Source organism: Ruegeria sp. THAF33 (assembly GCF_009363615.1).
Lineage (GTDB): Bacteria > Pseudomonadota > Alphaproteobacteria > Rhodobacterales > Rhodobacteraceae > Ruegeria.
The window spans coordinates 109,309-122,654 of sequence record NZ_CP045385.1 but is presented as its reverse complement, the minus strand read 5'-3'; the positions used below and the strand labels follow the sequence as shown (position 1 = coordinate 122,654).

General features: G+C 53.8%; 9 protein-coding genes. 5 read left to right on the top strand and 4 right to left on the bottom strand.

Features of this window, described 5'->3' with window-relative positions:
* On the bottom strand, positions 1–426 hold the full coding sequence (locus tag FIU92_RS17830) for a VOC family protein (protein ID WP_152460069.1): 426 nt from the start codon (positions 424–426) through the stop codon (positions 1–3).
* Positions 427–529: 103 nt separating this feature from the next.
* On the opposite strand from FIU92_RS17830, the gene FIU92_RS17825 reads away from it, so the two are divergent.
* Entirely contained in the window at positions 530–1,123 is a 594-nt protein-coding gene (locus FIU92_RS17825; RefSeq protein ID WP_152460068.1) for a TetR/AcrR family transcriptional regulator, read from the top strand.
* A gap of 381 nt (positions 1,124–1,504) precedes the next feature.
* Here the strand turns inward: FIU92_RS17825 and FIU92_RS17820 are convergent, their stop codons facing one another.
* Positions 1,505–5,803 (bottom strand): hypothetical protein, encoded by a 4,299-nt coding sequence (locus FIU92_RS17820; protein ID WP_152460067.1) that lies wholly within the window; start codon positions 5,801–5,803, stop codon positions 1,505–1,507.
* 663 nt (positions 5,804–6,466) lie between these two features.
* On the opposite strand from FIU92_RS17820, the gene FIU92_RS17815 reads away from it, so the two are divergent.
* From FIU92_RS17815 to FIU92_RS17795, 4 genes are all read left to right on the top strand, one after another.
* Positions 6,467–6,997 (top strand): hypothetical protein, encoded by a 531-nt coding sequence (locus FIU92_RS17815; protein WP_152460066.1) that lies wholly within the window; start codon positions 6,467–6,469, stop codon positions 6,995–6,997.
* A gap of 266 nt (positions 6,998–7,263) precedes the next feature.
* Complete coding sequence (locus FIU92_RS17810; protein WP_152460065.1) at positions 7,264–8,658, top strand: hypothetical protein; 1,395 nt, start codon at positions 7,264–7,266, stop codon at positions 8,656–8,658.
* 252 nt (positions 8,659–8,910) lie between these two features.
* The gene (locus FIU92_RS17800) at positions 8,911–9,564 is read left to right on the top strand and encodes a 5-formyltetrahydrofolate cyclo-ligase (RefSeq protein WP_152460064.1); all 654 of its coding nucleotides are present in this window, start codon (positions 8,911–8,913) and stop codon (positions 9,562–9,564) included.
* A 125-nt stretch (positions 9,565–9,689) separates the two neighbouring features.
* Positions 9,690–10,949, top strand: coding sequence for a hypothetical protein (locus FIU92_RS17795; protein ID WP_152460063.1), 1,260 nt, complete (start codon positions 9,690–9,692; stop codon positions 10,947–10,949).
* A 35-nt stretch (positions 10,950–10,984) separates the two neighbouring features.
* Here FIU92_RS17795 and FIU92_RS17790 read toward each other — a convergent pair whose 3' ends face one another.
* A complete protein-coding gene (locus FIU92_RS17790; protein ID WP_152460062.1) occupies positions 10,985–11,218 on the bottom strand; it encodes a hypothetical protein in 234 nt (77 codons plus the stop codon).
* Between the two features lie 357 nt (positions 11,219–11,575).
* Positions 11,576–13,309, bottom strand: coding sequence for a DUF262 domain-containing protein (locus tag FIU92_RS17785; RefSeq protein ID WP_152460621.1), 1,734 nt, complete (start codon positions 13,307–13,309; stop codon positions 11,576–11,578).
* Positions 13,310–13,346 lie beyond the last annotated feature (37 nt).

Sequence of the window (13,346 nt, the reverse complement as noted above, 5' to 3'; positions counted from 1 at the left end):
TCAGGCCGGAACTGCGTCAGCCGCGTACTGGGCCAGAAACTCTTCAGACGGTGGAATGGGCGTGATGACATCAATCAGCACCCCATTTGGATCACGATAGATTGCGTGGCGCTGCCCAAAGGGTTCACTGACAAGTGCCTTCGCCAACGGCACGCCATCGCTGCGCAGCCTTTCGTCTACTGCATCGACGTCCTCGACTTCGAAGTTGAGGATCATGCCCTTTGATGCGCCCCGCGATTCCTCGGGGATGGTTTCGTGTTCAGACTGGACGACCGCCAGATTCACCGACGGGTCCGCCTCGCTTTGCAGGTGCACATACCAATCGGCCTCAAAGGCCGCACGGAATCCGAAGTGGCGTTTGTAGAAATCGGCTGTCTCTGCAACTGCTTCGGACTGGATGACAGGATAGTACTGTTTGACACGCATTTTGAGTTCCTTTCATTTACATGCAATATGTATGTAACATGCATTTGCAATAACATGCAAGATGTATGTAAGATAACTTTGCTAAAAGCCGGAAAGCGCTGACATGACCACAACTAAGCCCGCGCGACGGAGCCAAGCGGACAGACGCGCGGATACGCGAGCAAAGCTTCTTGAGGCCGCGCGGGATCTGTTTATCGAAATGGGCTTTGCTGAAACGCCAACGCCGGAAATCGTGCGCAGGGCTGGGGTCACGCGCGGCGCGCTCTATCATCACTTTGCAGATAAGGCTGACCTGTTTCGTGCGCTGGCCAAAGAAGAAGCAAAAGCAATTTCCGTTCATATCGACCAGGAAACCCGTGATGTGGCCGAACCGGAGCAGGCCATGATTATTGGATCGAACGCCTTCTTCGAAGCAATGCTAGTGCCCGGTCGGGTCCGTCTCTTGCTGGAAGAAGCCCCTGCCGTACTGGGGCATAGCGATGCCGTTGCCTTGACACGCGCAAATGGCAGCGAAGAACTTCGCGACGGACTTACGCGCGCCCTTCCCGGACAGTCGCCGCAGCACATCGATGCGCTTACCAACCTACTTTCAGCGGCATTTGATCGCGCGGCACTTGAGATCGCCTATGGCGGTGATCAGAAGACCTATACTGAAGCCATGCTTCACTTGGTCGGCGAGGTGCTTGTTGGCAGCTAACAGAACAACTCAAAACCTTGCGCATGGGAACAGCCAAACCCAAGAATGGTTTATCGCGTGCGATGCTACCTGGCTTCAAAGACGGCCCTTAGCCGACATCCAGCAGACACTCTTGATGCTGCGGTCACAACCCGCATAGCCGCCGTTCGCTGCACCTGCTCCAATTGGGTCATGGTCGAGGTCTGAAGCGCGGACAAAGTTGCCATAGGCTCAATGGTTGTTGAGGACCGGTCTCAGCCCAAAGCGGACATAGATTTTGCGGGTGGTTAAACTGGCTTGTCCCGAAGAGCGGGCGGGAAGTGGCCATTGGATGCGCCGACGCACGGTCTGGAACCCAACATGTAAAACGGACCTTCGAGCTTGTCGGTTTGTTACGGAGAACTAGGAGTAATCGATGCCTTTTACCGAAAGGTGTAATTCCGGGTATTGCGACATCAATTCATTAGCCTGTGTTTGAAGATGAATGACAACTTCTTCTAGTCCCCACATCTGTCCACCTTCAGGGTTCCGCCACTGCTTTTGGGCTCGCTGACAAATAAGGAGGCATCCGACCTGACATCTTTCATGTTGAAGATATTGACCGACAAGCTGATCGTGAAGGGCGGTTTCAAACTCAGAAATACTCCAAGTCTCGCGCTTTAGCTCCACCGTTGCATATCCTTGCAGGGATTTTGGATGGAGTCTTAAGTCCGTGCGATTTTCATCAGCGACCACTGCTTCTTGTGTAAAGTCAAACACACCCCGGTCTCGTCCCCGAAGCCAATTTGAAATGAATGAGCGCAAACCTGTTTCTTGATCCAGCAAGCGTAGCGCTTCAATCGGCCGATCCTCTGCATGCAGTATGTCGTGTTCAAATGCATCGAGCCGCCCCATCATTGCTGTAAACAATGACCTGTTGTCGTAGGGAATAAACGCGCTCTCACGGTCTAGTGCTTGAAACGAAACCAGCGGATAAGGTGTATCGTCGCTGATTTGCGTAGCGATTTCATAGGACATCTGGCGAAGCCGGTCAGGCATATGGGAGAACTCTGGCCTTTCCGCGAGTTCATGAAGCACCGATAGAACAGCCGGGTGTTTTACTTCTAACAAGGTATCAAACAAAAAAGATCGCGCATCTTGAGCGTTGTCTCGTACGCCTGGTGAATAGACACCATCGTGTCTAACGTCTTCGTCGCGGCGAACAGCTTGGTATGCTCGCAATATGAGGTCACGAAGCACCGGCACCCGGCGTTCAACGGGTATAGAGTTCAGATTTGGCATTCGCCGGTCATGCCTGTCACCAAATACGGATGCAAAAATTGCCACAGCTTCAGAACGCTGAGAGTTGTCGTCTAGATTGCATGTCTCATCCAAAAGTGCCTGGCATCCAATTTCAGGATTCAGGGTTGCAAGTAGGGAAATTTTGAAGCCACTTGGCCAGTCTTCCTCACCAGGCAATCCGGACTGCAACGTATTTGTTACGATCTGCCTTTCTTCCTCTGAGCCATGCGTAGAAATAATTCGGACGGCGTAGTCTATGGCATCGCGCAAGCCCTGAATGTCGCCAAGCGGCCTAGCACCCAGTTGCGGAGCAACATGAGCTGCAAAGGCAGATTTCATGTTGTCCGTTCCGTGATAAAAAATGTCATGAAACATGTCCGCGCGACCTGTTTCATTCAGCTGATTCAGTTGCGCCAGACTCTCTTGGGCGATGACTTGTGCCATCGCATCCGGATGTGCTCTGTCGAGTTCAAAATAGTAGCTGCCAAATCCGTTGAGTTCCAAGCAAGCAATTCGCGAAGCCTGAATAGCCTCCTCGTGTGTAAGCCGGTATTCCCAACCTGAAACTTCTGTCTCTGCCTTAACTGCTGCCAGGGCTAGGAGGTACTTGTCATAAATGGCATTGCGCTCGCTAGCCTCGCGTTCACTTGGTAATAAAACCTCTGTTTCGCGCCAGTATTTGGACAATTCCGCTCGGTATCGTTCAAGGAATTGTTCGCTAAAGGTGCTGGCAATGAGATGACTATCCCAGAGCCCCCAGTGGCTGTCACGTTCCATGCCTTGTTCGATCACCTTGTGAGCATCAAAAAGAACTCCGATCCGCCTGTCACCGTCCATCAGGAAGTCTGGATCAGCAAGCACTTCGGAGCGCCATTCAACCCAGTCCTTTACTCGCTTTGTTTCTTCCTGCTCATGTTCTGCTTCCCGAGCCTGCATCTCCAGCTCGAATTCATCGGGTTCGCGCGGCTGCGGGTTCAAAATCTGATGCAAGGTTTCACACCATGCTGGCTTATCTTGAATCCTCTGCGATACTGATCGCGCCAAATCCGCATTATTTCTCAGATCAAAGAAGTACTTAACGGCCTCAAATGCGACGCCTCGCTGGTTTTCGGGTGCATCGTTTTCGAGAGTTGGAAGAAGCCATTCTAAGTCGCTGTCGTCCAGTCGAGTTGATCTTCTGCTTTCTGAAATTGATCGAATGAACCTCGGCCAGTCATCCTCATGCCCTTCAAGTTCGTCCGCCATTTCAAGGCATGCCCAAAACAAGCTCGCGCGAAGTACGGGGTTCTCACCAAGAGCAACCCAAACTGCCTTTGTCTCCTCTTTTGCGATGATGCTCTCACGTCGTTCACCGAAGTGCATCGCTATTGCAACCGCACGCGCCCAGACTTGGGAATTCTCACCTGTTGTAGGTATTGATGCAGCGCACGCAGCAATGAGACCATCTTGATAGTGATCTTTCTCCGAATGGGCCTGATACATTCTGCAATCGGCGCGGCGTGTTTGCCAAATGGCATCGGCTAAGTGACTACGCAATGAAATCTGATCCGAACGTGAAACCTCTGCGTTCTTCGAAATTTGATAAAGCGTATAATTCAATCCATGAACTGAATTTGGTATCTCCTCCATGCTCTCAATATGAGCAAATGCTTCATCTATGCTGATGTGCTGCGGGACCAATCGCGGCAGTATGTTCCTTGTAATCCGCTCTGACATATGGCCTTGCAGCAACGCGTTAGCTAGCACCTGCTTTTGTTCGTCCGTACCGCCATCCAGAACGCCCCAAGCTCCGTAGGTTTGGTGAACGGGCCCGATTTCTGAATCCAAGGCGGCATCAAGTGCGAGATCAGCACACTCCGAAATTGGAGCCGCATAAATGAAATCCAGCAAAATCTCTCGGCTGTCGTGCCCGGTGTAGCCCTCCACCCAAAGCTCCCGCACCACCGGAGCTAGGTTGCTATCTGCAATTCGCCGCAGGTTTTCTGCATCAACTCCTGTGCGGCACCAGTCCTTATTCGAATACTGTTTGACGTATGCTCTTAAAATCTCAGCCTTCAAATCAAGTGGCAAAGCACTGGGTAAACCTTGTCGAAAAAGAAGAGTTGGCTCGAGATCCAACACCTGTTGACGAACATCGGGAAGCCACAGTGATAACCAAGCCGTTATCGGCGCCATACTAGGCTTAACAACCTGCTCCCCGCCGATGTTGCTGAATAGTAGCTCGAAAAACTCACGGATTGGCATGCCTTGCTCACGTAGATGGAGCAACCTTCTGGCGGCTAAGTACTCTTGAGACGACCTATGGTGAAAGCGAACTGCCCCAACTCCGCTTGGGTCAAACAATGCCTTCCCAATCAGTTCCTCCTGCTCGTGGGGTTGCCAATCAGTGAGAACGTCGTTTACGTCCAAGGTCTCAGGATCATTGTTTTTCTCAGTCTTTAGGCTGCGACGTTTGAGGAGGAACAATGCAAGTGCGATCCGCTCGGCCCCAGCTACGGCTTTGTCTAAGCTTAAGGACCGACGCTTATTTTCTTCGGTCTCCCCTAGCTTTTCTTGAATGCCGAACCGAACTTGCTCTTCTAGCTGTCCCAGCGGCTGGCCCGCCTGTAACTGATCAAGAGTGTCCATAATCTCTGCGGGCAGACGATGAAGATGCCAAATATCATTGGATTCAAGGTGATTGCAAAATTCCTCCGCACATTCTGTGGAGTAGAGCTTTGCAAAATCACGTACTTCGTTCTTACTCAGCGGTAATATGGAAACGATATTGACTTGACTTCGATCAACACCACCGAATTCCGTTTCCGCCGGGTCTTTTTCTTCAGCATTTGCTTCCTCTCTTGAAACAACGGCAAGAAAAGCTGCTTCTGGGTCCGCAATGACTTCTGGGCGGCTTTCATTCCCTGAAACGCAGAAGGCTTTCAACGACTGTTGATCTATGGTGGTTTTCCAATCGGCGGGGCGACAAGATAGGATGACATTGACGCGCCCAAAATGAGGTTCAACTGCATCTTGTAGCTTCTTGAGCGCCTTGCGCAGAGTGCCTTCACGGAGTTTCAACTCGTCCAATGCATCCAGGAAAAAGTAACCAACTGAATTTGCCGAGTTTTTCCACGCATGGAAAAGTTGGACTTCTTTTGGATCTAGCGCCTCGTCCAAATTCTCATCGTGCAACCGTTCCAGAGGAACAAAGAACGCAAATTCAGTTTGAGACTTTAAACTCTCAACTTGTGACACAAACTCGAAGGTCTTTCCGATCCGTCCCTCGCCAAGCACTACGATGGGGCTCGCCTGTAGCAAGTCTAGCCACGTTTTGACGCCGTGAGGCTGATCTCCTAAATACGAAAGGTAGTCTGGATCACTAAGTTGATTTTCTTCTGTCGGGGCAAATCGACGTTCAATATCAATGTTTTTAGTCATTGCAGCTGCTCATGCTCACAAGAATTTCTGTCAAAAATCCGCATATACCGTATGCGGCAACTTTTCTCGCGACACTAAGAGAGGTCATTGCCAGAGTAAATCTTTGGTGCGCAGCGCGAGTGTCTGATCAATTGAAATTGCGCTTCAGTTTCAAGTGCGATGATAAAGGTCGGGTCTAGGCCGCGCCCTCTGTGGATTGCGGGTAGACTTTGCAGATTTGCAGTGTCTGTTTACTGCGCTTTGCTGTAATTGGGGCATCGCGCAGCATCGGTCAAAGTGGGCTCGTTGCCGTCATCGGAACAACCGCAGCATCTCATTGGAAGGCCTAGATCACGACGATGAGGACGGCCCCAACCGGATGCTGAGTGTGCGGGTCAATGCTGCATCGCAGCGTTCCCGTGAGCAGACATTGACAGATGGTGGCGGACGCCCCTCCTCAACCCAGACAAAAACCTGCCAAAACTGCAAAATTTTTGCCCGGGGGTTTTTGTCATAGCTAAGCGATTGATCCTGGGTGGTGCATGGGGCTTGGACAAAAACGACCGTTTTTGGCCACTAGTTTTTGGCGAGGGGTTTTTGGCAGTTGCGACCTCTTGTTTAGAACATGCCTGCGTGTAACCCTATACTTAGTTTTTTTGATGTTCTTTGCGAAGGAGGTTTTTTGTGGGAGACAACCCATTTCTGCTCATAGGAAAGCAAATTTTTTCCATCTTCGGCGCTGCTCTTGACTCAATATCTGAGCTTCAGGAATTCCGCGATAAACAAGACCATCGGGCACACTATCGTGAAGTCCAATCCTTGCTTCGAAAGGTAAACTATACCTCTGGTATGAGGGGAGACCTCAGCTATAATCTTGATAGATTGCTTCAAGAAGAAGACCAGAGGCGAGATGTTGATTTTGCAGCGTCCTTGTGTGGTCGCTTACTTGAAGACACAATCGAGACGCTGTCCATCGTGCAAAGCACAGCACGGTCTGAAAAAATACTGAGCGTTGCCCCTAAGCTTGGTACCCAGATCGCAAACCTCGCTCAAGAAGCTGAAGCCGCCTATAAACTTCTAAAGGATGCCCCTAATCAGCGCGAAGTGTACCTCCGCCACGCCCCTGTGTTCCGACAAATACCAGAAATGTTCGATAATCTTGCTCGCGAGCTCGCAAACGTTCTACGGGAAATGGGCGAAGACAAAATATACTAGGCATCCCAGGCACCGGCCAAAACCCATACGTTTCTGTCAAGGGCAAAAACGACCGTTTTGACGCTTTAGGTGTGTGAGGCCTTGGACTGGGAGGTCGGAGGAGCGCACTCGAATAAATATCCAGACAAGTTCACCGCCCTTCCCTGTGCCAGAACCTATCGCTCAACTGATGGCGGTCGTGTTGACTCACCGGACCGGGACCGTCTCTGCTTGCGTGGCGGGGCGATCAGCGTGACACTCGGACCGTGTCTGGTTAGAGATGTGTTATGGTTCTGAAACACGCCCTCATCACGCTGGCCTTGGTGGCGCTTCCGACGGGGGCGGCGGCGCAGCAGCAACGCGCCTTCTGCACCGCGCTCGAAGCGGCGGACTCGCAGGCGCCCTTCGACACGGTTGCCGGGCTTCTGGACGGGGACTCCGAGCTGGCCACGCTGATGCTGACGGCTCGCGTCTGCCATGACCTCGACACGCTCGCCGGCGCGCGCGCCGATGCCCGGAGCGCGGAGCTTCTCAAGTATGTCTTTCGGGAAAGCGACCGACTCAACCTCTTCGCCACGCTCCAGATTCTGGACAACTTCTTCTACGGCTACGCTCCGGCCGCGTTCGTTGACCACGCGGTGCTGCGAGACGCGCTGACCCGAAACTCGAGAGAAACCCTGATCCAATTTCGTAAGAACATGAGCCCCGAGGTGGTCGAGAAGGTCGCTGCCGTCTGCGAACTGACCTACGGCACGCTTCTGACCGGGATCATCGCGACGGAGAACAATGACGACAAAAAGTTGATTACCGCCTACGACCGGTTCAAAGCCTTGTTCCGCGCTGCCGAGCCCGTCGACGGATACCTGCCGGACGAGCTCGCCAAGCGGGTCGCGGCCTACGACTTCGCGCTGCGGCGCTTCACGCCGGAATATTTCGACCGCGAGATCGACGAGATGTCCTACATGGGTTCGATCCGGAAAGAATGCGACACGACCAGACAGCGCGACAGGTTCGTCGACGAATACATCCCGTCCCGCACCGTCAAGCTGCAATGCCGCCGGTTTGGCGAGCTTCTGAGCAGCGTTACCTTCCTGACCCGTCACTACTGGCTGAGTGAGAGTGGGGCGCGCTACGGCGGGATCGGTTCGGCCGAACGCGAGCGGGACGGCTACGGTGCCGAAAAGATCCCGAACCCGCCGATCTCTGACGCCAGCTGCAAGACCAGCTGGTCCGAGCATTCCGCGGACCTCTCGCGCGTTACACTGGGGTGCCATGTCGCCGTTCCGATGGTCAACACAAGCGAAGCTGAGATCGAGCGGCTGATGGTCGATTTCGGACGCGATGTGACCAAGTGCCTCTCCGACCACCGCGCGCGTCTTGCGGTTCCGGGTCAGAAACCCTTCGTCGAGATTGGCAATGCTTGGAACCTCGCTGAGTTCGCCGCCGGCTACGGGTCCGGCCTGACCACGGTCACGGCCAAGGGGATTGAGCACGACCGGACCGGCGACACGCCCTCGGCGAAGCATTGGCAATCCTGGGGCAAGGGCGTCGACCGGGGCCGTGCGTTGCAGGTGTCGTTCCAGTATGCCGACGAATACGCGTTGGGGTTTCTGAGATTCGGCTTCGTCTTTCTGGAAAAGACCACGTCGCTCGGGCCGAATGGCATGCCGCCGAGCCCCTAGCACCCGCGCCGCATCACGCCTCACCTGATTCGAGGTCTATGTTTTGCCTTCATTCAGTTCCCACCCGGTCGGCCCGCGCGGCGCCAGCCATGATGTAATCCACGGCCTTCTGCGCCTCGGACGCGGCGCGGAGGATCGCGCGGCTGTCTACCTTTAAAGCGTTCCGCCGAAAACCTGAATCGCAGGGATTCCCATCTTGCTGATTTTGTGTAATCCATCACGCACCGGTTTTTCACCCGCAAAGAAAGAAGCATGGCGCAAGACGACAGAGGTGGCTCAATTCCTTGCATAGCTCACATGTTGGTAAACGGGCAACTGGTTGATCCCGATACCCTGCGAGATGTCGCTCGATTCCGGAGAGGCGAGCGTGTTCGATTGCTGGACGCGCGGCGGCGTGTATCCACATCGGAACGGGCCGTCATGACGCAAACGCTTTCTAGGGCGCTTGATACACTTATCGCACCACAGAAAGGCATGAAGATTGCCGTATACTGGCCAATTCGCGGCGAACCGGATTTGCGTGACTGGATGGCACGCGTCCAGGCCGCAGGCTCAACTGTTCTATTGCCAGTGGTCCTAGAAAAAAACGCACCGCTGGTTTTCCGACCTTGGTTTCCGGGATGTAAGATGGTTCGTGGCATATGGAATATTCCGATACCTACGAACGGACCAGATTTCATCCCGGACGTTGTAGTCACGCCATTGCTGGGGGTTGACGATGCCTGCTTTCGCCTTGGAAATGGCGGTGGTTACTATGACCGTACACTAGCTCAGTTTGATCCCTTACCACGAGTGGTAGGGGTCGGGTTTGCCGACTGTCGCATTCCGACAATATTCCCGATGCCTTGGGATATCCCCATGGAGGACGTCATCCTCACTGATGGATCGGTTCAACATCGGCTCTGAAGCCACTCGAAAAACCTTCTGGCAAGAGCATTTAACAGGGGATCCCTCCGTAGCTGCAACAAATCGATAGCACTTCCCTCCAAACAGCTCCAATCAACACAAGACCCAAAAAACCGACTACTGCGATGATCAGCTATCCTTTCAAAGGCCCCCTGATGAATGCGTACTGCGCGGACCTCGGCGCAGCGCGGCCCAACATTCAACCGAAGCATGTTCCTTTTCTTGCTCGCAACAGCAGCCTTACAGAAACGCAAGCTCGCGAAGCCGACCGTCTCCGCAAAATGAAAGATCGTATTCCCGATACCGAGGCAGTCTCCCTTGGTAGTAAGAAGATGCGGGCTTTCTTTACACAGCTCCTAGATCATTGGGCTGATCGGACCGACCGAAAAGAAGCAAAAAGATTCAACCTCGCTGACCTTGATGCCTCTCTCAATACCTTCCAAGAGAAGTACGCTTTGTCCTTCGACGAGTTCGCAAAATGGTGCGGCGGACCAACTTCACTTCTTTTGGGTATGGAAGTCAGCCGTTCTGGTACATCGGCTCCAGGCTCGAACACGTCGCGAGCTTTATTTGCCTCGTTCATCGAAGCTTTTTCTGAGCCGGAGCGGAACGGCCTCGCTTTGGAACAAGGCAAGATCCCCGAAAAGGATCTTATAAAGACTTGCCTGAAAGGATTGCCCGAAGGAACAGCTCTGCAAAGGTATGTGGAACGCGAAACAAGCCTCGATGCGGAACGATTGGGGCGACTGGCGTTTCAGACCGGTATGATGTGGCAACTGGCTCTCGTTTCGGCGGCAGCGGCCGCGCCCGGCGAGGAGGACAACCCAATTCTGAACCCGACACCTCAGTCGACTGAAAATGGCGGGCAGAGATGGTCGAGTGGACCCGCCTGGGTCGCCGCCGTCGCTGAATTTGAGCGAGCTCACCATAGTGCTCCGCGAACGGGCAGTCGGGGCCCGACCAGCGTTGCCCGCCAGATCCACACCCTTTTGGCAAAACACCCGGACGGCGCCAATGGAAGCGAAAATATTGTTCGAAAGTTGAATGGAGTTCTTTCGGGCCAAAAACCGCTTACATTCAAGGTTGTTGAAGACATTTGCCGAACGATCGAAGCCGCGGAGGGTTCGCCTCCCGACGGGACATTGCAGAGTGCATTGTCAGACGACGGGGATGCGAAGTGGGAAAATGAACTTCTTCGGCTGCGAATCTACGGACACATCGCTGGGTTCATGAGTTACATTGAGCGTGTGTGGGAGTACGCAAGTCGCAAGCTAGACAATCCGACACTGCTTCAAGACTTGCACGACGTTTGGCAGGATTGGCCGCAGATCTACGATAGCGCATTGGACAACCATAGGAAGCGCCTTGCTGAATTTGGCCTCTGATCCCAATTCAGCAAGGCTGTGCTCAAGTCATAGCATCAGGGCTGACGTGCCGGTTGCTTCGGGCGGCCGTGAGCAACCGTTTTTCGGGCGCGGTCTACAAATCCACTGTCGGGCGTCTTGCTTTGTTCGATGCGCCGGACAGCTTCCGTTGTCATCGGCACCCGAGGGGCTTTCCCGGACTTGGGAGATTTGTTGTCGCGGTTCTTTCCGGACTTCATGCCATGTTTCTTCGAGGGCAGACCAGCGGGGCTTTTCGTTTTGGCGTTCATGATTTGCTCCATTATTGAGTGTTAGAACACCAGTTTTCTCCCACAATCCCACCAAAAAACTCTGTCGTACCGTGGGACAAAATGAAGGCGCTGGTATCGGCCCATGTCCGCTTGATCCCACAGCGCGTTATCTGACCGGCTGGGATTAGATTCCCCACGAAGACTAACAAGACAACAGTTATTCGACCGCACCGCCCAGAGTGACCAACAGGCCCAATGTGTCATCGGCTTTGACCAGACCTGATCGTATAGATCATCGCGTGACACTTCGAGCTTGGCGGCTTGTGTTGAATTGTCGTTCATGGAGTGCATTTACTAATTGGGGTCGATTCAGGCTGAGTGCAGAATAGGGCGGTCTCAAGCAAGAATTGCGACCAGCTTCTTTTGGATTGCGGCGCGACGCACCTCATACAACCTGTCAAAATCCTGAATTCCGGGCGCTACGTCGACAAGGTCATGACGGTCAAGATAGGCACTTCGCGTTTTCGAATTTCCCGGTTCGTCACTACTGCCAAACCGGGTTTCCAGCCAGTCATGAGGCCACTTGGCTGCCTTTTCGATATTCGGTCCGCCTTCAAGCAGTTGGAGATTGGCGACCTCATCAACTTGGCTACGTAGTCGTTCGAGATCCCCATCTGGGACACCCTCCGCCTTCAGCCTGGCAACTGTGAAGCGGCTTCGCGGGTAGAAGTGATCGATGTGGAAGTTGTTGCGGGTATCGACGAAATCGTAAAGCAAGGTGAGAAGGCAGAAGAGCCGGCGATCGCCGTAGCGCATGGCACACAGCTCTTCGACTTCCTCGTCTGAGAAGGCGAGTCCTTTCCCGCGCCGGGCCATCTCGGCCTCAATAGCTGCAACAGGGAAACCGTCCGCTGCCGACTCACGGACAATGGTTCGCAGCGCCGTCAAGAGCGTGTCGAGCCCGCTCCCCCAGATCCCGGACGGCTTGAGAAACGATCGCATTAGCCAGCGCCGGATGTGCTCTCGGTCTTCATGTTCAGCCTGCGCGTAGAGATAGGTTTGCCGCAGGCCCCGGCGATGTATGTAGTAGGCGATGGGGAGGAGAGCGCTGTCTGCTCGCAGGTTCGTGTCGTCGAATCCAAAATCGGAGACGAGTTGCACGGAACGGACCAGGGCTTCGCGCACGCTATCCCAGTTTGCTTCCAGCAGTTCCATGTTGCTGCGGTTGAAGTTCTCGACTTTGAACCCAACGCTTTGCACGTCAAGCAGCATTAGCCCGGCCTTGAGGACCAGATCTTTGTCGAATCGAAAGCCGTTGCCGACATTGTTCATGTCGTCGACGAGGGACTGGACTTCCTTCCGCGCGTCTCTATTCGTCCATTGCGCCGTGGCAATGCTCAGGAGCAGGTCGGAATAGGACAGGACAATTCCGCCCGAGTTCATCCGGATGAAGATCTGGAGGACCCGGTCGATATCTTGCCGTTCCTCGACGAAGTAGGCAATGTGTTTCTCTGTGTTGATGACATCGTAGAGGCAATCGAGGCGGGAGAAGGCCCGGTTTAGGTCCTCGCCACCCAGCCCCTGCGACTGCAACCACGACAGCATGGGAACGCCTTTTGTCAGGCTGAGCAACTTTGGCACCGGAAACCAGATGTCGTCTCCCTCTGGCGGCCGTTCATGAAACCTGAAATGAAATGTCTCGCCTTCTTCGTCGTCTTCTGGCGCATCAGTGAGATTGAAATACAACGTCGTGGCCGGAAACGCGTTGTCGCTGGTCCATCGCATCCGCGGCTTTTTCATGGACATTGAACCCTGCAGACCGATGTTTAGTGCGGTCAAACGCTGCTGTCCGTCAAGGATCGCCGTGACATCCTGGTCGTGGATGACAGGCAACTCGGGGCAGGTCCGGTTGTCCCTTTCGTGGTAGTCCCGCATGAAACCGTAGAACCGCAGCGTGCCGCTGTACTCGGCTTCGACGTTCCAAAAAAGCAGCGATCCCACCGGAAAGCCCTGCATCAGGCTGTCGAAGAGCTTACAAATTCGCTCAGGCCCCCATACAAATTCACGTTGGATTGCCGGCAAGACGAACTTGTTCGCATTGATTTGCTTGAGAGCCTGGGCAATCGTCATTTCATTAAAGGGCACGGCTGCAAGATCCTTCCGAAGT